21 protein-coding genes are annotated in these 23,371 nt (G+C 66.2%); 13 read left to right on the top strand and 8 right to left on the bottom strand.

What is annotated here, in order from left to right; genetic code table 11:
* Nucleotides 1-22: 22 nt before the first annotated feature.
* Nucleotides 23-1,144, top strand: a complete 1,122-nt coding sequence (locus tag AC1DD3_RS16110; protein ID WP_476882076.1) for an NAD(P)/FAD-dependent oxidoreductase — start codon at nt 23-25, stop codon at nt 1,142-1,144.
* 67 nt (nt 1,145-1,211) lie between these two features.
* On the opposite strand, the gene AC1DD3_RS16105 is transcribed toward AC1DD3_RS16110, so the two are convergent.
* The gene (locus AC1DD3_RS16105) at nt 1,212-1,589 is read right to left on the bottom strand and encodes a MarR family winged helix-turn-helix transcriptional regulator (RefSeq protein WP_230118213.1); all 378 of its coding nucleotides are present in this window, start codon (nt 1,587-1,589) and stop codon (nt 1,212-1,214) included.
* 84 nt (nt 1,590-1,673) lie between these two features.
* Between AC1DD3_RS16105 and AC1DD3_RS16100 the strand changes: the two genes are divergently transcribed.
* Complete coding sequence (locus AC1DD3_RS16100) at nt 1,674-3,149, top strand: MFS transporter (RefSeq protein WP_476882075.1); 1,476 nt, start codon at nt 1,674-1,676, stop codon at nt 3,147-3,149.
* Between the two features lie 98 nt (nt 3,150-3,247).
* Here AC1DD3_RS16100 and AC1DD3_RS16095 read toward each other — a convergent pair whose 3' ends face one another.
* The gene (locus AC1DD3_RS16095; protein ID WP_230118211.1) at nt 3,248-3,961 is read right to left on the bottom strand and encodes a TetR/AcrR family transcriptional regulator; all 714 of its coding nucleotides are present in this window, start codon (nt 3,959-3,961) and stop codon (nt 3,248-3,250) included.
* Between the two features lie 143 nt (nt 3,962-4,104).
* Here AC1DD3_RS16095 and AC1DD3_RS16090 point away from each other — a divergent pair, with 143 nt between their 5' ends.
* The 3 genes from AC1DD3_RS16090 (at nt 4,105) to AC1DD3_RS16080 (ending at nt 7,719) form a co-directional block, all read left to right on the top strand.
* Nucleotides 4,105-5,565: a flavin monoamine oxidase family protein gene (locus AC1DD3_RS16090; RefSeq protein ID WP_476882074.1), complete on the top strand. Its 1,461-nt coding sequence runs from the start codon at nt 4,105-4,107 to the stop codon at nt 5,563-5,565.
* 56 nt (nt 5,566-5,621) lie between these two features.
* A complete protein-coding gene (locus AC1DD3_RS16085) occupies nt 5,622-7,139 on the top strand; it encodes an APC family permease (RefSeq protein ID WP_230118209.1) in 1,518 nt (505 codons plus the stop codon).
* A 97-nt stretch (nt 7,140-7,236) separates the two neighbouring features.
* Entirely contained in the window at nt 7,237-7,719 is a 483-nt protein-coding gene (locus AC1DD3_RS16080; RefSeq protein WP_230118208.1) for a pyridoxamine 5'-phosphate oxidase family protein, read from the top strand.
* Between the two features lie 92 nt (nt 7,720-7,811).
* On the opposite strand, the gene AC1DD3_RS16075 is transcribed toward AC1DD3_RS16080, so the two are convergent.
* Nucleotides 7,812-9,152: an MFS transporter gene (locus AC1DD3_RS16075; protein ID WP_230118207.1), complete on the bottom strand. Its 1,341-nt coding sequence runs from the start codon at nt 9,150-9,152 to the stop codon at nt 7,812-7,814.
* A 228-nt stretch (nt 9,153-9,380) separates the two neighbouring features.
* Between AC1DD3_RS16075 and AC1DD3_RS16070 the strand changes: the two genes are divergently transcribed.
* The 4 genes from AC1DD3_RS16070 to AC1DD3_RS16055 all read left to right on the top strand — a co-directional run bounded on the left by AC1DD3_RS16070 (nt 9,381) and on the right by AC1DD3_RS16055 (nt 14,404).
* Nucleotides 9,381-10,109: a GntR family transcriptional regulator gene (locus AC1DD3_RS16070; RefSeq protein ID WP_230118206.1), complete on the top strand. Its 729-nt coding sequence runs from the start codon at nt 9,381-9,383 to the stop codon at nt 10,107-10,109.
* A 196-nt stretch (nt 10,110-10,305) separates the two neighbouring features.
* Nucleotides 10,306-11,652, top strand: a complete 1,347-nt coding sequence (locus tag AC1DD3_RS16065) for an L-fuconate dehydratase (RefSeq protein WP_230118205.1) — start codon at nt 10,306-10,308, stop codon at nt 11,650-11,652.
* Complete coding sequence (locus tag AC1DD3_RS16060) at nt 11,649-13,196, top strand: aldehyde dehydrogenase (NADP(+)) (RefSeq protein WP_230118204.1); 1,548 nt, start codon at nt 11,649-11,651, stop codon at nt 13,194-13,196. Before AC1DD3_RS16065 ends, AC1DD3_RS16060 begins: the two co-directional genes overlap by 4 nt.
* Before the next feature lie 5 nt (nt 13,197-13,201).
* Nucleotides 13,202-14,404, top strand: coding sequence for a fumarylacetoacetate hydrolase family protein (locus AC1DD3_RS16055; RefSeq protein ID WP_476882091.1), 1,203 nt, complete (start codon nt 13,202-13,204; stop codon nt 14,402-14,404).
* A 99-nt stretch (nt 14,405-14,503) separates the two neighbouring features.
* Here AC1DD3_RS16055 and AC1DD3_RS16050 read toward each other — a convergent pair whose 3' ends face one another.
* The 3 genes from AC1DD3_RS16050 to AC1DD3_RS16040 form a co-directional block, all read right to left on the bottom strand.
* Complete coding sequence (locus AC1DD3_RS16050; RefSeq protein ID WP_476882073.1) at nt 14,504-14,971, bottom strand: SRPBCC family protein; 468 nt, start codon at nt 14,969-14,971, stop codon at nt 14,504-14,506.
* 193 nt (nt 14,972-15,164) lie between these two features.
* On the bottom strand, nt 15,165-15,629 hold the full coding sequence (locus AC1DD3_RS16045; protein ID WP_230118201.1) for a hypothetical protein: 465 nt from the start codon (nt 15,627-15,629) through the stop codon (nt 15,165-15,167).
* 84 nt (nt 15,630-15,713) lie between these two features.
* Complete coding sequence (locus AC1DD3_RS16040; protein WP_476882072.1) at nt 15,714-16,394, bottom strand: hypothetical protein; 681 nt, start codon at nt 16,392-16,394, stop codon at nt 15,714-15,716.
* 153 nt (nt 16,395-16,547) lie between these two features.
* Here AC1DD3_RS16040 and AC1DD3_RS16035 point away from each other — a divergent pair, with 153 nt between their 5' ends.
* From AC1DD3_RS16035 to AC1DD3_RS16020, 4 genes are all read left to right on the top strand, one after another.
* Complete coding sequence (locus AC1DD3_RS16035) at nt 16,548-16,925, top strand: VOC family protein (RefSeq protein WP_230118199.1); 378 nt, start codon at nt 16,548-16,550, stop codon at nt 16,923-16,925.
* 63 nt (nt 16,926-16,988) lie between these two features.
* Nucleotides 16,989-18,023 carry a PHP domain-containing protein gene (locus AC1DD3_RS16030; RefSeq protein ID WP_230118198.1) on the top strand — a complete coding sequence of 345 codons (1,035 nt, stop codon included), beginning with the start codon at nt 16,989-16,991 and terminating at the stop codon, nt 18,021-18,023.
* Nucleotides 18,024-18,157: 134 nt separating this feature from the next.
* A complete protein-coding gene (locus tag AC1DD3_RS16025; protein WP_230118197.1) occupies nt 18,158-19,540 on the top strand; it encodes an MFS transporter in 1,383 nt (460 codons plus the stop codon).
* 26 nt (nt 19,541-19,566) lie between these two features.
* Complete coding sequence (locus AC1DD3_RS16020; protein WP_230118196.1) at nt 19,567-20,343, top strand: SDR family NAD(P)-dependent oxidoreductase; 777 nt, start codon at nt 19,567-19,569, stop codon at nt 20,341-20,343.
* A gap of 44 nt (nt 20,344-20,387) precedes the next feature.
* Here the strand turns inward: AC1DD3_RS16020 and AC1DD3_RS16015 are convergent, their stop codons facing one another.
* Together AC1DD3_RS16015 and AC1DD3_RS16010 are read right to left on the bottom strand one after the other, a co-directional pair.
* Nucleotides 20,388-20,690 (bottom strand): DUF4193 domain-containing protein, encoded by a 303-nt coding sequence (locus AC1DD3_RS16015; protein WP_230118195.1) that lies wholly within the window; start codon nt 20,688-20,690, stop codon nt 20,388-20,390.
* 227 nt (nt 20,691-20,917) lie between these two features.
* The gene (locus AC1DD3_RS16010; RefSeq protein WP_230118194.1) at nt 20,918-23,218 is read right to left on the bottom strand and encodes a fibronectin type III domain-containing protein; all 2,301 of its coding nucleotides are present in this window, start codon (nt 23,216-23,218) and stop codon (nt 20,918-20,920) included.
* Nucleotides 23,219-23,371 lie beyond the last annotated feature (153 nt).

Raw genomic sequence — 23,371 nt, 5'->3', positions numbered from 1 at the left:
ACACCATTAGAAAGGGAGACGCATGTCCTCCACAGCCTCAACCAAACGCGTCGCCGTCATCGGCGGCGGCATCCTCGGAGTCTCCACCGCGGTGCATCTGCTCCGGGAAGGTGCGTCCGTGGTCCTGCTGACCGAACGCGGCCTTGCCAGTGAGGCCACCGGCCGCTCGCTCTCCTGGCTGAATTCCGCCGGGGAGCGGTCAACGCCCTACCACCAGCTGCGCCTCGCCGGCGTTGACCGCTACCGCACGCTCTTCGCCGCCGACCCGGACCGTGAGTGGCTGCAGTTCGGCGGTGGCCTCATGTGGAACGCCGCCGGCCAGCACGCCGTCACGGAGGCCCGCCACGCGTACGAGAAGTCTGTGGGCTATGACTCCAGGCTGCTGGCCCCGGAAGGGATCGCGGCAACCACGCCCGGCATCGACTCCAGTGCGGTGCCGGAAAACGCCATCTTTAATCCCGGCGAGGGCTGGGTCAGCCTGCCGGACCTGGTGGATTTTCTGATGCAGGAATTCCACGCCCGGGGCGGCGAGCTGGTGCTCAACGCCGGAAAGGCGTCCGTCACGGTCGACGGCGGCCGCGCCACCGGCGTCCAGACGGCAGCCGGGGTGACCTACGAAGCTGATCTGGTGCTGGTGGCCTGCGGTGCCGCAACGCCCGCTGTCGTCGCTCCGCTCGGCGTCGAGATCCCGAACGGTTCCCCGGTGTCCATGCTGGTGGTCACCAAGCCGGTAGACCACGACGTGAAGGCCGTGATGAACACCCCCCGGGCCGCCGTCCGCCCCAACCCCGGAAGCACCTTTGCCCTGGATCACGACTGGTACGAAGGGCACATTACCGAGCACCCGGACGGCTCGTTCAGCATCCCCGAAGACGTGGTCCAGGAACTCGCCGACGAAGCATCCAAGCTCATCGCCGGCAACCCCGAACTCAAGCCGGCGTCCTGGAAGATCGGTTACAAGCCGATCCCCGGCGACGGCGAACCCGTCTTCGGCGAACTCGGCCAGGTACCGGGCTGCTTCGTGGCGTTCACGCACTCCGGCGCCACGCTCGGTCTCATCGCCGGCGAACTCCTCGCCGGCGAAATCCTCACCGGAAACCGGCATCCGATGCTGGCAACCTTCCGCCCCGGGCGCTTCTCCTAGCCGACTACACGAGAGGCAGGGGCCCGGACCTCGGGGTCTGGCCCCTGCCTCTCGCCGGATTGGGGTCTTAGGCCAGGTTTTCCTTGAGCAGTGCGCGGTGTTCGACGGCGGCTTGCTGGTGGAGTTCACGGCCGGCGTCGGTAAGTTCCAGAAACAAGGAGCGCCGGTCATCTTCGCAGGAGTGGCGTGAGATGAGTCCGGCTTTTTCGAGTCTGTCCACCACTTTGGACATCGCACTTTGGGTCATCGGCGTGCGCTCACCGAGCTGCTTCATCCTGCATGCCGCCTCTGCGGTTTCGGCCACAAGGTCCAGGATTTCAAACTCGGTCAGGCCGATGCTGAACCTCGACTCCAGCGCGCGGTCGATCGCCCCTGCGGTGCGGAAATAAGTGCTCTGGATGCTGCGCCATTGCTCAACCAGCTGACGGTCCTGCGGTGTTGCCATGCAGAGATTCTAATTCATGACGGATTAAAAGTCCACGTCATAATATTCCTTGTCATTCAATGACGTGTCATATAAATTGATGTCATGACTTCACCTTCCACCCTCCAAAGAACCGCCGGAGAACGGCTCACACCAGTCCAGTGGACCCGCACGCAGTGGATGCTGCTGCTGGTGCTGTGCACCGTTCTGGCCCTTGACGCGCTGGACGTCTCCATGGTCGGCGTGGCACTGCCCTCGATCGGCACCGAGCTCCACCTGGGAACCGAATCCCTCCAATGGATCGTCTCCGCCTACGTGCTCGGCTACGGAAGTCTGCTCCTGCTGGGCGGCCGGATGGCGGACCTTCTCGGCCGGCGTCGCATCTTCCTCATTGCGCTCAGTGTCTTCGCCGCCGCTTCCCTGCTCGGCGGCCTGGTGGATGACCCTGCCCTGCTGATTGCCACCCGCTTCGTCAAGGGACTGGCCGCGGCGTTCACGGCTCCTGCCGGTTTCTCCATCATCACCACCAATTTCGCCGAAGGCCGGGAACGGAACCGCGCCGTCTCCATCTTCACCACCTTTGGTGCAAGCGGCTTCTCGCTGGGACTGGTCGTCGGAGGCCTCATGACTGCCATGAGCTGGCGCTGGACCTTCCTGGTCTCGGTGCCGGTGGCGGTCGCCGTCGTGATTCTTGGCCTGAAGTACATCCCCCGGGACGCTGCCGCCGGCAAGGGCGAAGGCACAGAGCAGGACAGCGGGCACGACGTCTGGGGCGCCGTGACACTCGCGGCCGGCATGCTGGGACTGGTCTACACGCTGGTATCGTCACCCGGGAATGGCTGGGGATCTGTGGCAACTATCGCCGGATTCGTGGCCTCCGCAGCGGTGCTGGCAGCGTTCGCCGTGATCGAAAACCGCGTCAAACACCCCCTGATCCGGTTCAGCATCCTCAAGGAAGGCTGGGTGGCCCGGGCCAACCTCAGTGCCGTGGGGCTGTTCGGCTCGTATTTGAGTTTCCAGTTCATCCTCACGCTTTACCTGCAGTCCGTGCTGGGCTGGAGCCCTCTGGGCATGGCGCTGGCACTACTGCCGACCGGGCTTCTCGTGGCCTCCAGCGCACCCTTCGCGGACCGGCTCATCGACAGGTTTGGGGCTCCGCGGCTGATCCTGACCGGACTGGCGTCGCTGGCGCTTGGCTACGTGCTGTTCCTGCGCGTGGGCACCACACCCAACTACGTGACGGATATCCTGCCGTCGGTCCTGCTGCTGGGCGTCGGCTTCGCCCTGGCATTCCCGTCCATCAACGTCCAGGCCACGGCGGGCATCCGGAATTCCGAGCAGGGCCTGGCGGCCGGCCTGATTCAGACCAGTACGCAGGTGGGGGCCGCCCTGGTGCTGGCCGTCACCACGGCGATGGTCAGCGGTCATGGCGACGAATCCACCGGCGGCGCCGGCGTAAATGCGGCCGCAATGCTGGAGCAATACCGCCCCGGCCTCATCCTGAGCGCGGCCGTGGCCATAGCTGCCCTGCTCATCGCGGCATCGCCGGCGCGCCGCGGCTCCGCCGGAAAACGTAGCTGAAGACTAGGCCAGAAGAACATCAAGTAAGGCAGATGGTCTGACACCGTCTGCCTTACTTGGCTGTTCTGCCTTGGCTCACAGCGCCAACGTCTGTCCCGTTACTGCCGCAGCGCACCCAGCCCCGAGATCAGCGCCTCGAGGCCCAGGCTGAAGGCGACGTCGGCCGGCCGCTCATGGCCCTGCGCCGCCAGGCTGCGTACGGCCCCTGTGAAGCTCGGTGTCGCTTCGGCCATGCTGCCGGCGTCGAAGATGTCCGCGGGCGCGGTGACGTCGTAGGCCGAGCCGAAGATGAACGACTCCAGCGCCACGATGGAGGAGACAATCCGCTCCTCCGGGAAATCTGCATCGCGGAAGCCCGCGCTCACGGTCTCGTACATCGCCAATGTCTGCGGGGCATCGGTGACGGGCAGAACGGCAATGACCGGAATCAGTGGCGTGTGCTGCGAAAACACGTCGCGGTAGCTCCATGCCCACTTCCGCACCGCATCCTCCCACGGCTCCGCACCGAAGGCTGACACGTCCACCAGCGCGGCAAGGTGGTCCTCCACGAGGAGTAGCACGTCGCCCTTGGAACTCACGTGGTTGTACAGCGCCGACGGCGCCACGTTCAGGGAGCGGGCCAGCGCGGCCATGGTGAGGCCGTCGTAGCCCTTCTTTTCAATGAGCTGCAGAGCCGCGGCAGTGATGCCGGCCTTGTCCAGGACCGCGCCCACGGGCCGGCCGGCGCGACGCCGTCCGTTCTCGGTTTTCGCCTCCGGCTCGGCGGGGTCTCCCAGGGAGGTGTGTCCTGGGGCGGCGGGTGGTGCCGGCATGGCTGGCCTTTCTGCGGGCGGTCTCTCAAACACTATTCCATCAGCCTCTTCCGGTACTCCGGCAGAACAGCTATAGTTCTCGTAAATGAATACCATTCATTTAGTGGTTCGCATCACCCGGGCGGCCACAGAGAGAGGACATCATGCTGAATTTTGACCGCGACGTCGTGATCGTGGGTGCGGGCCCTTCCGGGCTCACCGCAGCCAGTGAACTGAAGAAGGCCGGCTTCAGTGTCGCAGTGCTCGAGGCCCGCGACCGCGTGGGCGGGCGCACCTGGACCGACACCGTTGACGGCGCGGTGCTGGAAATCGGCGGGCAGTGGGTCTCGCCGGACCAGACCGCCCTGCTGGCGCTGCTCGACCAGCTCGGCCTGACCACGTATTCCCGCTACCGCGACGGCGAGTCCGTCTACATCGGCACCGACGGAACCCCCGTCCGCTACACCGGTGATTCCTTCCCGGTCAGCGCTACCACCGGAGCCGAAATGGACAAGCTCATCGGGCTGCTTGACGCCCTGGCCGCCGAGATCGGGCCGACCGAACCGTGGGCGCACCCGAAGGCCCGCGAGCTGGACACCATCTCCTTCCACCACTGGCTCCGCCAGCACTCCCCGGACGAGGAAGCCTGCAACAACATCGGCCTCTTCATCGCCGGCGGCATGCTCACCAAGCCCGCCCACGCCTTCTCGGCGCTGCAGGCTGTACTCATGGCCGCCTCGGCCGGATCCTTCACCCACCTCACCGATGAGGACTTCATCCTGGACAAGCGGGTTGTCGGCGGGATGCAGCAGGTCTCCCTGCTGCAGGCAGCGGAACTGGGGGGCGACGTCGTCCTCAATAGCCCTGTGCGCACCATCAACTGGGAGGAAGACGCGGACGGCGGCCACCGCGTCACCGCCGTTTCCGAGCGGGCCACCGTGAAGGCACGCTTCGTGATCATGGCCGTGCCGCCCAACCTCTACTCGCGCGTTTCCTTCAACCCGCCGCTGCCGCGCCGCCAGCACCAGATGCACCAGCATCAGTCGCTCGGCCTCGTGATCAAGGTGCACGCCGTGTACAGCACGCCGTTCTGGCGGGAAGCCGGACTCTCTGGCACCGGTTTCGGCGCCGGATCGCTCGTCCAGGAGGTATACGACAACACCAACCACGGCGACACCCGCGGCACTCTGGTGGGATTCATCTCCGACGAAAAGGCGGACGCCGTCTTCGAGTTGAGTGCCGCAGACCGCAAGCGGGCCGTCCTGGAATCAATCGCCGGTTTCCTGGGGGAGCAGGCGCTGGAACCGGAGGTGTACTTCGAGTCCGACTGGGGCTCGGAGGAATGGACACGCGGCGCCTACGCGTCCAGCTACGACCTTGGCGGCCTGCACCGCTACGGCAAGGACCAGCACGCACCGGTGGGCCCGATCTACTGGTCCTCCTCCGACCTTGCCGCCGAGGGCTACCAGCACGTGGACGGCGCCGTGCGCATGGGCCAGTCCACCGCGGCCCGCATCGCCGCAGCAGCGGGCGCAGCCGGCGCAACCGCAGCGGCCCGTACCGCAGCCCGTACCCAAGAATCCGGTGAGGCCGCGCTGACCGGGGCCCCGGCCGCCGTCGGCTGACCTGGCCGCCCCCACCTCCATTCAAAGACGAATGAATTTTCCGGAGAGGCAATCCCATGAGTACTACTAAGGCCACGGCCGCCCAGGACTCGCACAAGAAACTGAGTGACAAGGGCCTGAAGGCCGGGTCTGTGGGGCTGATCGGCGCGGTGGTGATCGGGGTGTCCTGCATCGCCCCGGCGTACACGCTGACGGCGGCCCTCGGGCCCACCGTCTCCGAGGTGGGCGTGCACCTGCCGGCCATCTTCCTGGTGGGATTCATCCCCATGCTGCTGGTGGCGCTCGGGTACCGCGAACTCAACAACGCAATGCCCGACGCCGGAACCTCCTTCACCTGGGCAACGCGGGCCTTTGGCCCGTGGATCGGCTGGATGGGCGGCTGGGGGCTCATCGCCGCTACCATCATCGTGCTGTCCAACCTCGCGGCGGTGGCGGTCGACTTCTTCTACCTCATGCTGTCGCAGCTCCTGGGCAACCCCGGCCTCGCGGAGCTGACCGCCAACCTGCCGCTGAACATCGCCACCACTCTGGTGTTCATCGCACTGGCCTGCTGGATCTCCTACCGGGGCATGGAAACCACCAAGGGCGTCCAGTACGTCCTGGTGGGCTTCCAGCTGCTGGTGCTCGGCTGGTTCGCGACGTCGGCCTTCCTGCACGTGGCCAACGGCTCGGCCTTCGACGCCACGGCCATCTCGCCGGACTGGTTCAACCCGTTTGCGGTGGACTCGTTCTCGTCCTTCGCCGCCGGCGTATCGCTCTCCATCTTCATCTACTGGGGGTGGGACGTGACGCTCACGATGAACGAGGAGACCCGGAACCCCGAAAAGACTCCCGGGCGCGCGGCAACGGTCACCGTCGTGGTGATCATGGCCATCTACATGACTGCCGCCCTCGCCACTCTGTCTTTCGCCGGCGTGGGTGAAACCGGGCTGGGCACGGGCAACCCGGAGAACCAGTCCAGTATTTTTGCCGTCCTCTCCGGGCCGGTGATGGGGCCGTTCGCCATCCTGATGTCCCTGGCCATTCTCAGCAGCTCGGCGGCATCGCTGCAGTCCACGTTCGTTTCACCGGCGCGGACACTGCTGGCCATGGGGCACTACAAGGCACTGCCGGCGACGTTCGGCAAGGTCAGCCCGGCGTTCAAGTCGCCGAGCTACGCCACGATTGCCGCGGCCATCGCTGCGGCAGCCTTCTACGTCATCACCCGGACCACTTCGGAGAACGCCCTCTGGGACACCATCACGGCGCTGGGCATGATGATCTGTTTCTACTACGGCATCACGGCGCTGGCCTGCGTCTGGTTCTTCCGGGCCGTGGCGTTCAGCAACGCCCGCGCATTCTTCTTCAAATTCCTCGCTCCTCTCTTGGGCGGCGTCATCCTGCTGGTCATGTTCTTCAAGACCGCCTACGACTCCATGGATCCCGAGTACGGTTCCGGCTCCTCCGTGGGCGGAGTGGGCATGGTGTTCATCCTCGGCATGGGCGTGATCCTGCTCGGTGTGGTGGTCATGCTGGTGATGGCCAGGATCCGGCCGGAGTTCTTCCGCGGCCAGGTGCTGGCGCGCGGACGGTAACCTTCCCGGGTGTCCACACGGGTGGAAAGTAAGCACGCTTACCAATACGCTGGTCCGAGGGGAAGATTTCCCAGACTGAACAGAACGAGGTGACAGCATGCCGGAAAATGAAAACATCAGCAAAGTCACGGACATCATCAACGATTCCCACATCGGAATGTTCACCACCATCAACGAAGAAGGCACTCTGGTCAGCCGGCCGCTGGCCGTCCAGGACGTCAAGAGCGACGGCGACATGTGGTTCTTCACCGGGGAGGGAACCTCCCAGGTGGCCCACATCGGTGCGGACCCGCGGGTCAACGTGTCCTTCGGCAAGAACACCGAATGGGTGTCCGTGGCCGGAACGGCGGAAGTGGTCAGGGACCGGGCGACGATCCGCGAGATGTGGAACCAGACGGTTGAAGCGTGGTTCCCCGACGGGCCGGACACCCCTGAGGTGGTCCTGCTGCGCGTCGACTCTGACTCGGCTGAGTACTGGACCAGCCCGGGAGGCACCGCGGCCACCGTCCTGCAGTGGGTCAAGTCCAAGGTGACCCACAGCCGCATGAGCGTGGGCGAAAGCGGGACTGTGGAGCTGTAGCTCCTCCAGATAGCAGCAACGCGGGGTCACTTACCGCCCATCCGGAGGTCTGGATCGGGCGGCAAGTGACCCCGCGTTGCTGTTTATTGCAGCTAGGCGACGGGCGCCGGAGCCTTGACCTTGAGTGGCTCGATCTTGCCCATCACGAACAGGTAGTTGGCGGCACCGACGAGGGAGACCCCGCCGATCACGGCCAGCGGCGCCACGAATGAGCCGGTCTGGTCGACGAGCACGCCGATCAGGATCGGGGTGAAGATGCCGGCCAGGTTGGAGGCGAAGTTCTGCAGTCCGCCGATGGAGCCGACGTGCCGCGAGCTGGGGGCGACGTCGGCCGGCAGCGACCAGATTCCCGTGGCCGCCACGGTGAGGCTCGAGTACGCCACCGACAGGAGGGCCAGGGCCATCCAGGCTTCGGGAACCAGTGCAGCGAACATGATGACCGAGCCGCCCGCCAGGCCGCCGGAGATGGCGGTTTTGCGCACCTTGGTCACGGATACGCCATTCCGGACTGCGCGGTCGGCCAGGTAGCCGCCGAGCCAGCCGCACAGCACGGCGCAGATACCGGGGATGGCTCCGAAGAAGCCGAGCTTCAGGAGGTCGAAGCCGCGCTCCTTCACGAGGTAGCTCGGGAAGAAGGTGATGAAGAAGTAGATGGCGCTGTTCAGGCAGAAGAAGCCGAACATCATGCTGAGGATGGTGCGGTACTTGAAGAGTGAACGCCACGGCAGCTTGGCGGCGCCGGCGTCATCACTGGCTTCGCTCCGGGCGCCGCCTTCTTCGATGTAGCTGACTTCGGCGGCATTGGCTCCCGGGTGCTCCTGCGGGCTGCGGTACACCTTCCACCAGATGGCGGCCCAGATGAGTCCGGCGACTCCGATGATGATGAAGACCGCGTGCCAGGAGGTGAGGGCCACGATCAGGGTGACGATTGGCAGCGCGATAACGGCGCCAACCCGCGATCCGGAGTCCCAGATGCTCGTGGCGAAGGCCCGCTCCCGGACCGGGAACCAGGTGGCCACCACCTTGGCGGCGGTGCTGGGAGCCGGGCTTTCGCCGACGCCGAGGAGGAACCTGGCGGCGAAAAGCGACCAGAAGCTCGTCGCGGCCGCGGTCACCATGGTGAAAACGGACCACCATACGGCGGCCAGCGAGAATGAGCGGCGCGGTCCCACCTTGTCCACGTACCAGCCGGCTGCGAGCTGGCAGAAGTCGTAGGCCCAGAAGAAGGCGGCAAAGATGAGTCCCTGCTGCGTGGCCGTGAGCTCGAAGTCCTTGCCCATGAACGGCAGGGCGACGCTCAGGCTTGAGCGGTCAAGGTAGTTGATGCTGAGCCCGATGAAGGCGAGCCAGATGATGACCCAGCGTTTTCGGGTCATCAGGCGCGGCGGTGTGGGGGATGATTTGGTGGCGGTCTTGCTTCCGAGCGCAGTCATGCGGTCTCCTTCGACGTGAACATGGCTTCGGGTGCCTGAGGCACCGGCGGGAGGGAAGACGCCGAAGATGTCGGCGCCAAAATCATATAGGAATCTGGTTAATCATATAGATAATGTGATCCGGATCAAGTCCCGTTTCAGAAAAAAGCTTCTGGAGTCCTCGGCGGCCGGCTGTGGCTTATGATTCCCGAAGCGACTTCCGCCAGTTCTGAACCAAGAGGTAAACGCGTGCCCCCACGTCAACCGTCCGACGTTTCCCGAAGCAAGGCAGCCGTCACCGACGTCTATTCGTCCATGCGCGCCTCGATCCTGGAGGGTGAAATTGCGCCGGGAACGCGGATTAATATCGATGCCGTGGCGCGCAGCCTTGGGGTGTCCCAGACGCCGGTCCGCGAGGTCCTGCAGCGCCTCGAGGGTGACAATCTCGTGGTTTACAGCCCCGGCCGCGGGTACAGCACTACGCCACTGCTTGAGCTGGCGGAGCTGCGTTCACTGTTTGAGTTCCGGCTGCTGGTGGAGCCGTGGGCGGCGCGCTCGGCCGCCGTGGACCGGCTGGCCAACCCTGCCGCTGCCCTTGAGCAGGAGCTCGCGGGCTTCCGGAACACCATGAAGAGCAGCATGGACCTGCGCCAGGATCTGGTGGCCCATGACACGCGCTTCCACGACACCATCCTGGCGGCCTCGGGAAACCCCGTGGTGCGCCACGCGTTTGCGCAGACCCACTGCCACCTCCACACCTTCCGGCTCTACCCGGCCGACGTCGACGGTGCCATCACGGTGGCCGAACACTCGGCCGTCAGGGAGGCTATCGAGGCTTGCGAACCCGAGCGCGCCGAGGCTGCAATGGCCAGCCATATTCGCAATTCCTTCGAAAGGTTTGCGCAGGCCTTTCAGGGGCATGCCGAACTGTCGCCGCTGGAGGACAGTGGCCCGCCCCGTAAGAGGATCATCAGGTAAGCGGATCACCAGTTCAAAAAAGCCCCAGCCCGCAGGGCCGGGGCTTTTTCGCGCCCGAAAACCACCATCCCGCGCACGAAATCCGTCCGGCGCCGAACCCGGGGGCTTGATCGGGAACAGGATTCCTATATGATTATCAAAATTCATATAGGAAATCATGACCGCCCCTCCAGAACTGCCCCGAGAGAAGAGATCCATGCCTTCCATTACCTCCATCAAGACCCAAGACGTGCGGTTTCCGACGTCCCTGGAACTCGACGGCTCCGACGCGGTCAACGTTGACCCGGACTACTCCGCCGCGTACGTGGTCATCCGCACCGACGCGGGCGATGAAGGCCACGGCTTCGTGTTCAGCTGCGGCCGCGGCAACGAGATACTGACGGCCGCGATCGACGCCTACGCCCGCCTGCTGGTAGGCCGGGACATCGATGAACTGATCTATGACCTCGGCGGCGCGTCCAAGCGGCTCGTCCATGACTCCCAGCTCCGCTGGCTTGGGCCTGAGAAGGGCGTGACACAGATGGCGTGCGGCGCCCTGGTGAGCGCCTTGTGGGACATCCGCGCCCGCCGCGAGAACAAGCCGCTCTGGCTCCTGCTGAGCGAGATGGCCCCCGAAGAGCTCGTGGACGTGGTGGACTTCACCCACATCCGGGACGCCCTCAACCCCCAGCAGGCGCTGGACATCCTGCGCGCTGGCCAGGACGGAAAGGCCGCCCGCATTGCGGCGCTCATGGCTGACGGGTTCCCGGCCTACACCACCTCGCCGGGCTGGCTGGGCTACAGCGACGAGAAGCTGGTGCGTCTGAGCAAGGAAGCGGCTGCCGACGGCTTCTCAATGATCAAGCTCAAGGTGGGCGGCGACATCAACGATGACCGCCGACGCATGGCCCTGGCCCGCCAGGCAGTGGGCGACCTCCCGATAGCCATCGACGCCAACCAGCGGTGGGAAGTGTCCGAGGCCGTCGAATGGGTCAACCAGCTCGCGGAATTCAACCCGTACTGGATCGAAGAACCGACCAGCACGGACGACATCCTGGGCCACGCCGAAATTCGAAAGGGCGTTTCCCCGGTCCGCGTTGCCACCGGCGAGGCCGTGGCGAGCCGCATCGTGTTCAAGCAGCTCCTGCAGGCCGGCGCCATCGACGTCCTGCAGCTCGATTCCACCCGTGTGGGCGGCGTCAACGAAAACATTGCCAACCTCCTGCTCGCGGCCAAGTTCGGCGTCCCCGTCTGCCCGCACGCCGGCGGCGTGGGCCTCTGCGAGTTGGTCCAGCACTTCTCCTTCTTCGATTACGCCGCTGTCAGCGGCAGCCAGGAGGGCCGCATGATCGAATACGTCGACCACCTTCACGAACACTTCGCCGAGCCCGTCCGGATCGTCAACGGCCGCTACGCCGCGCCGAAGCTGCCGGGCACGGGAGCCGAAATGTTTGCCGCCTCCCGCGTCCGCTGGGAATTCCCGGCCGGCGCGGGCTGGCAGGAAGTGGGCAACCGCGCCGCGGTCACGGGCGCATCCCTGGCCCCTGCCGGAGCTGGCCGATGACGGCCGCGGCGGCTACCGCCGTCGAACCGACTACCGCCGTTGAACCGGCTGCCTCGGGCGAGGCCACCGACGTCGACCGGCTCAACACAGCCGTCGAGGCGGCGCAGGCCGCCTTTGAAAAAGGCCGCACGGCGGATCCCGCCACGCGCTCCGGATGGCTCGAGGCCGTCGCGGCCGGCCTGGAGCGGGACGCGACGGAGCTCGTGGACATCGCCCGCCGGGAAACGCATCTGGGCGGACCGCGGCTGGAGGGCGAGCTGAAACGCACTGTCTTCCAGCTGCGGCTCTTCGCGGACGAAATCCGCCGGGGCGATCACTTTGACGCCACGATCGACCACGCGGATCCGGCCTGGGGCATGGGTCCGCGGCCGGACCTGCGCCGCTACAACGTTCCGCTCGGCGTCGTCGGAGTCTTCGGCGCCTCGAATTTCCCCTTCGCCTTCAGTGTCATGGGCGGCGACAGTGCGTCGGCGCTGGCAGCCGGCTGCGCCGTCGTGCACAAGGCGCATGACGCGCACCGGGAACTTGCTTCCCGCACCGCCGAAACAGTGGCTGCAGCGCTGGACGCCGCCGGGGCGCCGCCAGGCCTTTTCGCAGTCGTGACCGGACGGCAGGCCGGCGAAGCACTCGTGGACCACCCGCTGGTGAAGGCCATCGGCTTCACGGGCTCGACGGCGGGCGGCCGGGCGCTGTTCAACCGGGCCGCAGCGCGGCCCCAACCCATCCCCTTCTTCGGGGAGCTGGGCGGCATCAACGCCGTTTTCGTCACCCGCAGCGCCTGGGCAGCGCGCCGACAGGAAATCCTCACCGGCTTTGCCGGCTCCTTCACCCTGGGAATGGGCCAGTTCTGCACAAAGCCCGGGCTCCTGTTCGTCCCCGCCGGGCACGCGGCGGACGCCGGTGCCGAACTCCGGAAGGCTCTCGCGGAGTTCGCGCCGTCGCAGCTGCTCAGTCAGCGGCTGCACGGCGGTTACGTCGACGCGGTCCGGGCGCTCCGGGAGGCGGAGGGCGTGGATGTCCTCGTCGAAGGCGACTTCGCCGAGGCGCCCGCCCCCACCGTCCTGCACACCACCGCCGACGCAGTGCGCAAGGAGCCGGACATCCTGCGCCAGGAGATGTTCGGCCCGGCAAGCCTGGTGGTCGAATACGGTGACGAGTCGCAACTGGCCGGGCTGGCTGAACTGTTGGAGGGCCAGCTGACCACCACGCTGCAGGCCGAAGAGGACGACGACGTCACAGAGCTCGCAGCCCGGCTGAGCGACATCAGCGGCCGCGTCCTCTGGAACGGCTGGCCCACCGGCGTCACAGTCAGTTACGCCCAGCACCACGGCGGGCCGTACCCGGCCGCGACGTCTTCCACCACCTCCGTGGGAACGGCGGCCATCCGCCGCTTCCTGCGGCCGGTGGCGTACCAGTCGTTCCCCGCCGCGCGCCTGCCGGAACCGCTGCAGGACAGCAACCCCTGGGGCGTTCCGCAAAGGGTGGACGGCGTGTGGCACCATCCGACTGCGGCCGGCCGTTCACCAGAGGCGGGTCGGCTGTGAGCGCCCTGCCGCTCGACGCGTCAGCGTCAGTCCTGCCCGAGGACGCGGAGCAGGCCCTGCTCATCGGCCGTGTCTGGGACGTCGAAACGGGCGGCCCGCGCGTGGCGGCGGTCAGTGGTGAGTCGGTGTTCGACCTGCAGGACGTTGCCTGCACGGTTTCGGAACTTCTCGAGCTGCCGGACCCGGCCGCAACGGTGCGCGCCGCCATGCTGGACCCGGAACGGAGCCAACCGCGGTGGGCGACGTCAGACGTCCTGAGGGCCACTCTGGCAGGGGACACCAGCCGGCCGCACCTGCTGGCGCCGGTTGACCTGCAGGTCATCAAGGCCTGCGGCGTAACGTTCGTGGACAGCATGATCGAGCGGGTGATCGAGGAGCGCTGCGCCGGCGACGCCGGGCGGGCGGACGAAATGCGGGAGCTCGTTGGCAAGGCCCTCGGCGGCAGCATCGGTGCGGTCCGTCCCGGCTCCCCGGAGGCGGCCGAGGCCAAGCGGGTCCTGATCGCCGAGGGACTCTGGTCCCAGTACCTGGAAGTGGGCATCGGTCCGGACCCGGAGGTCTTCACCAAGGCGCCGGTGCTGTCCTCGGTGGGGCTCGGCGCGGGCATCGGCATCCCGGCGTTCTCCTCGTGGAACAACCCGGAGCCGGAGCTGGTCCTGATTGCCATGTCACAAGGCAAAGTGGTGGGCGCGACGCTCGGCAACGACGTCAACCTCCGCGACGTGGAAGGCCGCAGCGCCCTGCTGCTGGGCAAGGCGAAGGACAACAACGCCTCCAGTGCCCTGGGACCGCTGATCCGGCTGTTCGACGACAGCTTCACACTGAACACTTTGAGGGAGGAAGAGATCCTGCTGCGCGTCGATGGCCCGGACGGCTACCGGCTGGAGGGCCGCAACACAGTGGCGAGGATCAGCCGGCCCTTCGAGGAGCTCGTGGCGGCTACCCACGGAAGGCACCACCAGTACCCGGACGGCTTCGCCCTGTTCACCGGCACGCTGTTCGCGCCCACTCAGGACCGGGATCAACCGGGGCAGGGCTTCACGCACAAGCACGGCGATGTGGTGACTATCCGCAGCCGCCACCTCGGTGCCCTGATTAACTGTGTAGGTGCTTCCGAGGACCTGCCGGAATGGACGTTCGGCCTGCGGCAGCTGTTCGGCTACCTTGAGGCGCAGAGCCGCCAGCCGGCAGGATCCGCCGGGCGCTAGCCTGATCCGGACAGGCCGGACAGCCGGGCAGGGGAGTAAGCGCCCCTGCCCGGCTCCGGCACGCTGGCTCAGATTTTGGGGCCCGGGTGTCGCGCCGTCTCAGGCGTTGTGCGACGCCGCGGCGGAGGACAGCGAGGCCAGTCCCTTTTCGAAGTCGCCGCCCACCATCTTGTCCATGTTCATGAACAACGCAAAAACCTTGCCGATGCCCTTGTTCTCGCCGTTCATGGTCCAGGTGACGCGCGTGCCGTTGCCTTCGGGGACGAACGTGAAGTTGGTGGGGTTGACGGCGGCGAACGGCTTGGTGAATTCCAGCCGGATGTTGATGCTGTCCAGTTCCTGGGCGCCGACGATCTCCATGGTGCCGGAGCCCGCCTTGCGGTTGCCGCTCCAGGCGTACTTTGCGCCGACACCGGCTTCCGGGCCCGAGTAGGTGCGGCTCATGGTGGGGTCCACGGATTCCCACGGGGACCATTTGGTCCATTCGCGGAAACTGTTGACCAGCGGGAAAACGTCCTTGGCAGGGGCGGGAATGAGGGCGCTGCGTGTGACCGTATAGGTTGACATGGCCCCATCCTAAGGCCGGGTTCGGGGCATCGGGAGGAAGGTCTGGCCCGGCGGTTCCCAGCACGCCACCGTGTGGGAGCCTTGCCGAGACAAAGGATGCGGACACCGACCCTCACTGACAGCAACGCGGGGCCACATGCCGCGCAATAAACGGCCCGGATTGGGCCGGAGTGACCCCGCGCTGCAGCATGGGCTAGCTGTTGGCGGCCGCGTCGTCGTAGCCCTGCTGGGTGCCGTTGCCCCGGCCACCACCGCCCGGGCCGCCCATGCCCTCCTCGGTGCCCGTCACCTTGAAGCTGGCGTCCAGCAAGACGGTGGCCCGGGTGCCGTCCGCCTTGGTGATGTGGGCTTCGTACGTGGCGCCGTCGGCGTCGGTTTCCATTCGCTCGATGGTCGCGTCGGGCTGGGCAGCCTTGACGGCGGCCTCGACCTTGGCGGCGGTGTCGCCAGTCAGGACTTCCTCGGTCTTGCCGTTGGCCTGATGCGGCCCGCGGGTCCCGCCGTCTGTCCCGGCAGCGCCGTAGCCCTGCGTTGTGGACGACGCCGCCGACGACGTGCCGCTGTCGGCCATTGCCGGGAGTGCGGCGGCGCCGATCGCACCGCCTCCGGCTGCCGCGGCCAGGATGATGCCGGCCGTCACCTTGTTGATCTTGGACATGTGAATCTCCTATTCTCCGGACCCGGGCGAACGGGCCGGCCGCCTCTGCGGCCTGGGAAAATACTCTGATTCAGGCTTGTGTCCCTACTTCGCGGCCGCTGTGCCAGGCCTGTGAATGCCCGCCGCCAGTAACTTTGTGGTTCCCGCCGCTACTTCGGCGCCTGCTGCGATGTGTGCGCCTGCCGCGATTTCTGCCCCTGCTGCAATTTCAGCACAGCGCAGCGCGTCCTCCAGCCGTGCCACGGCGGGCGCGTAGCCAGGGCCAGCCAGCGTCCGCAGCAGCTCCGTTTCCCGCATCGCCTTGATGAATGCGGCGGTTTCCGGCCGTGCCACGTCCGCCATGTCAGGGAAGTCGATGGCCAGCGCCGGATCCAGTTCGTACCGCTGCCAGCGCTTCAGGACAGCATCGTGGAGATCTACGGCGGCCCGGCGGGCAGGCAAATCCTCCCGCTGGCGGCGCCGGGAGGCATACCAGCCCAGAATCTGCGGGCTGCTGCGGTACGCGGCAACGCCGCTGGCGCCGGTGACGGCGGCCAACGCCAGTCCAGCGAGCGGTGATGTCACCGCCGGGATCAGAAGGGCCGGAATTATCACGGCTGCCCCGCAGAAAAGGTCCCAGAACAGCGGGTCTGAACTGTCGCCGTCGGGCCTTCCGGCATGGTGCCGTACGGCGAAGACGGTGCAGGAAGCGGCGGCCACCAGCACCGCACCCCAGAAGACAAGCTGCAGCGCCCCAATCAGGACGGCTTCCGTTACGGCGGGCACTCCACCACCTCCAAGCAACGGGGCCCGGTAATTCGGGCTCCACTACAATTGCATCCCCTGCGGCCCCGGTGGTCAATGGGTCGCCGGGCCGCGCCAGCGACTGGCCGTGGCAAACGGTTTGCAGCGGGCGGCGCTCGGCGTAGCCTTGGCGGCATGCGACTCAAAATGTGCAGCATCCACGTCCAGGATCCGGCAGCGGCCCACTCGTTTTATACCGAGACCCTCGGCTTCGAGACCCTCATGGCCATGCCGGAACACAACCTGTTCATCGTTAAGGATCCGGGTGCCGCGGGCGGCGCGGGGCTGCTGCTGGAGCCGAGCGATAATCCAATCGCGGCCGCTTACATGACCGGACTTCACGACGCCGGGATCCCGGCGATCGTCTTCGGCGTCCCCGACGTGAAGGCCGAGCATGGGCGGCTCACCGCCGCGGGCGTCCGGTTCCAAGGCGAACCGTCGGAAGACCCCTTCGGGATCTCGGCCGTGTTCGACGACGGCTGTGGCAACTTCGTCCAGCTCCACCAGGACTGAAGGCCGTTCGCCGCAAGACCGCTGGCTTAACAAGACCGCTGGCTTAAAAGGTGGGAGACCTGAATGGACGCCGTTGACGCCTTGAATGAGATCGCGTTCTGGCTGGAACGCAGCGCCGCGCCAACGTTTAAGGTCCAGGCCTTCCGGAAAGCCGCCGGCATCATTGGCGACATCGCCCCTGAGGAGCTGACGGAGCGGGCACAGGACGGCCGGCTGAAGCGGACCAAGGGGATCGGGGACACGACGTTCCAGGTAATCCGGCAGGCGGTCGACGGTGGAGTGCCGGATTACCTGGAAAAGCTGAGGCAGAGCGGCGCGGAACCTCTCGCCGCCGGCGGCAAGGGGCTGCGACCTCTGCTGCGGGGAGACCTGCACAGCCACAGCGACTGGTCCGACGGCGGATCGCCCATTGGCCTCATGGCGGATGCCGCCCGCACCCTCGGCCGCGAGTACCTTGCCCTGACGGACCACTCGCCGACCCTGAAGATTGCGAACGGGTTGAGTGCCGAGCGGCTCAGCGAACAGCTCGAGGTTGTGGCCGCCGTTAACAAGGTCCACGCCGGTCCGGGGCCCGGCGGGTTCAGGCTGCTGGCTGGAATCGAGGTGGACATCCTCGAAAACGGCGAGCTGGACCAGTCTCCGGAGATGCTGGACCGGCTCGATGTGGTGGTGGCCAGCGTGCACTCAAAGCTCCGCGCGGACCGGAGCACCATGACGGACAGGATGCTCGGCGGCATCGGGGACCCGCACACCAACGTGCTGGGGCACTGTACCGGGCGCCTGCTGCAGGGCTCGCGCGGCACCCGTCCGGAGTCGGAATTCGACGCCGAACGCGTGTTTGCGGCGTGCGCGGAAGCCGGCGTCGCCGTCGAAATCAATGCCCGGCCCGAGCGCCAGGATCCGCCCGACAACCTCATGCAGCTGGCCCTCGATGCGGGGTGCCTCTTCAGCATCGACAGCGATGCGCACGCGCCCGGCCAGCTGGACTTTCTGCAGTACGGAGCCGAGCGGGCGGAACTGAACGGGGTGCCGGCGGACCGGATCATCACCACGTGGCCGCTGGAGCGGCTGCTGGAGTGGCTGAAATCGGGGACATAAGACATCTGGCCACGTGGTCGCATTCCATCACCGCGGCACCAACTAAGCGTGGTGACTATTACGTTGCAGAGTGGTAAACCTTAATTGTTCCGCTGAGGAACCCCGGCGGGCCCGTTCTCACTGCGAGGTGCACCATGACTTCCATGAATCCTGCCAATCATCTCGACGAACTGGGCCACAGAACACTGCGCAGGGTACGCGGGCGCATCATGCCGCTCATCGTCCTGCTCTATTTCGTGGCTTACCTGGACCGGAACAACGTGGGCTTCGCCAAGCTGACCATGAGCGAGGACATCGGGCTGAGTGCTTCAGCGTACGGGCTCGGTGCAGGCATCTTCTTCCTCGGCTATGCGTTGCTGGAAATTCCCAGCAACGGCGGCATGTACAGATTCGGCGCCCGAAAGTGGATAGCCCGGATCCTGATCTCCTGGGGCGTCTTTGCCACCGCCATGGCCCTGGTGAACGGGGAAACCACGTTCTACGTCGTCCGCTTCCTGCTGGGCGCGGCCGAGGCCGGATTCTTCCCGGCCATCCTCTTCTACCTGACCCTGTGGTTCCCGGCCGCCCAGCGCGTCACGGTCCTGGGTATCTTCATCCTGGCGCAGCCGGTCTCCAACGCCCTGGGCGCCCCTGTGTCGGGCCTGCTCCTCCAGATGGAAGGCATTGCGGGCCTGCACGGCTGGCAGTGGCTCTACATCATTGAAGGCATTCCGGCCATCCTGCTCGGCCTGCTCACCCCGATCCTCATGACGGACCGCCCGGGCCATGCGAAGTGGCTGCCGGCGGAGGAGCGCGAATGGCTGACCAAGACCATGGACGAGGAGCTCGCCCACAAGCAGAAGGGCCAGCCGCACCACTTCCTGGCCGGCCTCAAGGACCCCCGGACGATTGCGTACTCCGCGCTGTACTTCGGCCTGGTCTGCGGAATCTACGGCCTCGGTCTGTGGATGCCCACCATCGTTGCCGCCCTGGGCAAGTTCAGCACCACCCAGGTCGGTTTCATCGTGGCGATCCCGTACACGATTGCGGCGGTTTTTGTGTACTTCTGGGGCAGGCGCTCCGACCGGACGGGTAACCGCGTGCTGCACGCCAGCATCAGCATGGTCCTCGCTGCCGTAGGTCTCCTGGCTGCCGGCTTCCTGGTGCAGGTGAACGCTATTCTCGCCCTGATGGCGCTGACCCTGGCGGCCATGGGCATCTACTCGGCCATTGCCCCGTTCCTGGCGATGCCTTCCACGGCCTTGGTGGGAGCCGCGGCCGCCGCCGGTCTTGCCATGGTGAATTCACTGGGGAACCTGGGCGGTTTCGTGGCTCCCTACGCGGTGGGGCTGTTCAACGACGCCACGGGCGACAACCGCTCAGGCCTCGTGTTCCTGTCGGCGGTCCTGGCCATCACGGCAGTTGCCACCTATCTCTACGGACGCAGGCGGCCGGAAGGTCATGTGAAGCCCGGTACCCGTGCAGCCGTTGGTGAGGAAGCGGTTGCTGCCGACGAGTTCGACGACACCAAGTACTGACAACAGGCGACGAGAGGCTAAGGGACATGACGCATCACGAAACGTTGCCGGCCGAGCGAACCGCGGTGCTGACCGGCGCCGCGTCTCCGCGCGGCATCGGACGGGCGACGGCGGAAATGCTTGCCAGCCAGGGGTGGTCGGTGGCGATCCTGGATATCGACGGCGACGCGGCGCGGCTGGCGGCAGAGGAAATCACCGCCGTCTACGGCGTCAAGGCCACGGGGGCGGGCGCGGACGTCTCCGACCCGGCGGCCGTCAACGCCGCCATCGACGAGATCGAGTCCAGCATGCCGCCGATCGTTGGCCTGGCCAACCTTGCCGGCATCAGTTCGCCCACGGAATTCATGGATGAGACGCTCGAGGCGTGGGAGCGCGTGTTCAAGATCAACATGACCGGCACGTTCCTGGTTACCCAGCGTGTGCTCAGGGGCATGATCGAGCGCAAGCTCGGCAGAGTTGTCAGCGTCTCCTCCATTTCGGCCCAGCGTGGTGGAGGCACCTACTCCAAGGTGGCGTACAGCGCCTCGAAGGCGGCCATCATCGGCTTCACCCGAGCCCTGGCCCGGGAAATGGGCCAGCACGGCATCACCGTCAACTGCGTCGCTCCGGGGCCGGTGGACACGGACATCATGGGCGGAACGCTGACGGATGAACGCAAGGCCGCCATGTCCGCCGACATTCTGATGGGCCGGGTTGGCACCGTGCGGGACATCGCCGCGCTCATGGTGTTCCTGATGGGCGAGGACGCCGGCTACATCACGGCAGCGACGTATGACATCAACGGAGGGCTGCAGATTTCCTGAGGGTTCCGGGCCCAACGATCAGGACCGGGTGAACAACGGGCGTCCTACCCTTCGCACTCCGAGCAGTACTTTTTTCCGTCTTTTTCCCGCGCGAGCTGGCTGCGGTGATGGACCAGGAAGCAGGACATGCACGTGAACTCGTCCTCCTGCACCGGGATGACCTGGATGAGCAGCTCTTCGTGGGAGAGGTCGGCCCCGGGAAGGTCGATGCCTTCTGCGGTGTCGGCTTCCTCGACGTCCAGCAGGGCTGTCTGGGATCCGCCGCGCTGGGACTGCATCGCTTCGATCGATTCGGTCCCCGGCTGATCCTCTTGATTGACGCGCGGTGCGTCGTAGTCGGTTGCCATGGTGGTTTCACTCCTTCGCATGGGGGTCGGATTGGCGCCCATTCGCAGGCATCAACTCTACTGCCCTGCCAAGTATTCCCGGGGAGAGCCGGCGCCTGAAGTACAACTTACGGAGCGCACAAAAGTCCGGTGGCTACCGGCGCATTGCCGGCAGCCACCGGACTGGGTGGCGGAGCTGCCTGAAACTCTGCAGCCTCTCCGCGATTGTTGGTGATGCCCGACGTGGCCTAGCGGTTCACGACGGTGGCTGGCCCGGCCGTTCCACCTACGGTGGACTCAATCCAGACTCTGCCGGGGTTGCTGGCTCCGGCTGCGGCGTTGCGTAGCCGGAGGTTGTAGTCGCCACCGGTCGCCGGTGCGGCCGCCGCAGTGACGGCTACCTGGCCCAGCACGGGGCCGGTTGGGCTTCCGGAGTGGATGGTAATGACGCCGCCGACCACACTGCTGGTGCCGCTGATCCTGAGATCGCCTGCCCTCCACTGTGCGATACCGATCGTTACCGTGTCCGCTACCGGTGTCACGGTGACCTCGTCTGTCCGGACCGTGGTGCCAACCGTGACCGTCAGCCTGAAAGTGAGCGGACTGTTCGTCATCGGTGATTTGAAGACCGGCAGACTGAACGTCGGCTTCAGCGTGGTGCCGCCGGTAATCGTCACCTGGTTCGGATCAGTTGCCCCGGAAAGTACCTGTTCCCATTCGTACTTGGCGCCCGTTGTGGTGGATCCGGTGCCGTCCAGTGCCACGGTGGTGGCTGTGGTGCGGCGGGCGACGCTCTGGTCCGGGCCGGCGATGGCCACGACGGCGCCTTGGGCGGTCGCGGACGCGGTCTTGGCCGATTCGGGACTGGTGCCGTTGATGTTGCTGGCCCTGATGGTGAACTGGTAGGCGGTGTCGCCGGCGAGTCCGTCATAGACCAGGGACGTGGCCGTGCCGGGAGCCGTCTTGGGGGCGCCGAACGCGGTGCCGTCAGCTGTGTAGGCCTGGATCGTGTACCCGGTGATGGTCAGGCCGGGCGCGCCCGCGTCCGGTGCGGTCCAGGTCAGGCTTGCCGTACCCTGGCCCACGACGGGTGCTCCTGAGAAGGCCGGGGCGGCCGGTACGGGGTCGTTGGTGATGGAGAAGTTCAGTGTGCCGGCCTGGGACACGTTGCCCGAGGGGTCGATGGCGGCGAACTTGAGTGTGCCGGTCTGGGCGATGTTAACCGGGCCGGTGTAAAGGGTTGCGGCATCGGAAGTGACGCCGCCGGGGAGGACGGGTTCTGTTCCGTTGGTGGTGAAGAAGATGCTGCTTCCGGCCTCGCTGGCGGTCAGGGTGACGTTCTGGGCCGTGGAGAAAGTGCCTCCGCTGGGCGTGGCCGTCACTGTCGGGGCGGTGGTGTCAGTTTGCGGGATGGCGTGGACCCCGGGGAAGGTGTCTCCGGTGCTGCTTTCGGCCACGACGTAGACGTCGTAGTTCTCTCCGGCAGCCAGTCCGGTGATGGTGGTGCCGGAGGCTGCCTGGCCGGTGATGCGCTTGCCAATTTCTACTTGTTCGTTGGCGGTCACGGTCTGGGCGACCGCGGTTGCCCGGTAGCCAGTGATGGCCGGTGTGCCCGGGATAGCTACAGCGGGGGTCCAGGTCAGTTTGAGTCCGCCGGACACTTTCGCGGCAGAGACGCTGGTTGGCCCTGGAGGGCCGGACTGGAGGGGACCGTTGGGGCACCCGCCCATGCCCGGGCCGCCGGGTTCGCCGAACTCGGCGATGGTCACGCCCTGTCGGTTGGCCGCGGCGTCCTCCAGTTCCCAAGCCATGGCGCGCTCACCGAGTCCGGCGTTCGCGGCGATCTCGGCGTTGGCGGGGTCATCGAAAACGTAGGTTGCGGTGAAGGTGTTGGGACCGTCGACATCGAATTCAAGGCTGGAGGAGTAGCCGCCCTTGGGGGCCGCGGTGAGGAGGCCGGGGACGGCGCGAATATCGCGGCGGGCGATCGTGGTGGCGGTCAGGGCCGGCTCAATGATGCGCTGTTCCATTTGAGCCCGGTTGACGCCGGTCCCTACGTGTCCTTTGACCGTAACAGTGCTGCCGCTGAGGATCGAGTCGGCGGTGACATAGGTGTCCAGGACGCGAGTGTCGCCGGCGGCCGTGGCGCCGAACTTGAGGGAGACGGTATCGCCCGGCTGGATATCGGGGGTAACGTTCAGCCCCGTACCGGCCCCCCAGCAGTACCCGCCGGGGTGGTTGACTTCAAAGGCAACGTCTCCGCCAGAGACCACGCCCTTCGCCGAACCAATGACGCCGACTCCTGCGCGGGTGACCTCCACGGTTGCTGTCTCGCCCTTGTGGCTCTGGTAACCCTCGACAGTAACGAAGTCGCGGTTGGGAAAGACCAGGAGGTTGTCGGGGAAGGTCGGCACGGCCGCGCTGGCGGCCGGGATGGTGAACATGGACGTTGCGCAGACCACGGCCGAAACGGTTGCAATGATTCCGGCCCTGCGGGTACCGGGAAGGCGTGAAGTGCGCGCTTCCGGCTCGTGTTGTGCTGATTTCATGATGACCTCATCGATCCGAGGTGCGCGATACCTTCACGCACAATCACAGAATCAATAGGCCGCCTTGGGGAAACGCTGTTCTTCGCGGGCATTTCGAGCGTCTCCCCCCGCCATTTCTGCGGCCCCCTTGGGCCCCCAAATGGTGGGGGAGCG

The sequence above is a fragment of the Arthrobacter sp. 05T444 genome, from assembly GCF_056395905.1.
This window is presented reverse-complemented; position numbering and strand designations above follow the sequence as displayed.

Coding starts and splice junctions, on each gene's coding strand:
- AC1DD3_RS16025 (WP_230118197.1), top strand. CDS start 18,158: ATGACTTCCATGAATCCTGCCAATCATCTCGACGAACTGGGCCACAGA.
- AC1DD3_RS16090 (WP_476882074.1), top strand. CDS start 4,105: ATGCTGAATTTTGACCGCGACGTCGTGATCGTGGGTGCGGGCCCTTCC.
- AC1DD3_RS16075 (WP_230118207.1), bottom strand. CDS start 9,152: ATGACTGCGCTCGGAAGCAAGACCGCCACCAAATCATCCCCCACACCG.
- AC1DD3_RS16045 (WP_230118201.1), bottom strand. CDS start 15,629: ATGTCCAAGATCAACAAGGTGACGGCCGGCATCATCCTGGCCGCGGCA.
- AC1DD3_RS16035 (WP_230118199.1), top strand. CDS start 16,548: ATGCGACTCAAAATGTGCAGCATCCACGTCCAGGATCCGGCAGCGGCC.
- AC1DD3_RS16095 (WP_230118211.1), bottom strand. CDS start 3,961: ATGCCGGCACCACCCGCCGCCCCAGGACACACCTCCCTGGGAGACCCC.
- AC1DD3_RS16110 (WP_476882076.1), top strand. CDS start 23: ATGTCCTCCACAGCCTCAACCAAACGCGTCGCCGTCATCGGCGGCGGC.
- AC1DD3_RS16050 (WP_476882073.1), bottom strand. CDS start 14,971: ATGTCAACCTATACGGTCACACGCAGCGCCCTCATTCCCGCCCCTGCC.
- AC1DD3_RS16030 (WP_230118198.1), top strand. CDS start 16,989: ATGGACGCCGTTGACGCCTTGAATGAGATCGCGTTCTGGCTGGAACGC.
- AC1DD3_RS16060 (WP_230118204.1), top strand. CDS start 11,649: ATGACGGCCGCGGCGGCTACCGCCGTCGAACCGACTACCGCCGTTGAA.
- AC1DD3_RS16020 (WP_230118196.1), top strand. CDS start 19,567: ATGACGCATCACGAAACGTTGCCGGCCGAGCGAACCGCGGTGCTGACC.
- AC1DD3_RS16105 (WP_230118213.1), bottom strand. CDS start 1,589: ATGGCAACACCGCAGGACCGTCAGCTGGTTGAGCAATGGCGCAGCATC.
- AC1DD3_RS16085 (WP_230118209.1), top strand. CDS start 5,622: ATGAGTACTACTAAGGCCACGGCCGCCCAGGACTCGCACAAGAAACTG.
- AC1DD3_RS16065 (WP_230118205.1), top strand. CDS start 10,306: ATGCCTTCCATTACCTCCATCAAGACCCAAGACGTGCGGTTTCCGACG.
- AC1DD3_RS16015 (WP_230118195.1), bottom strand. CDS start 20,690: ATGGCAACCGACTACGACGCACCGCGCGTCAATCAAGAGGATCAGCCG.
- AC1DD3_RS16080 (WP_230118208.1), top strand. CDS start 7,237: ATGCCGGAAAATGAAAACATCAGCAAAGTCACGGACATCATCAACGAT.
- AC1DD3_RS16010 (WP_230118194.1), bottom strand. CDS start 23,218: ATGAAATCAGCACAACACGAGCCGGAAGCGCGCACTTCACGCCTTCCC.
- AC1DD3_RS16100 (WP_476882075.1), top strand. CDS start 1,674: ATGACTTCACCTTCCACCCTCCAAAGAACCGCCGGAGAACGGCTCACA.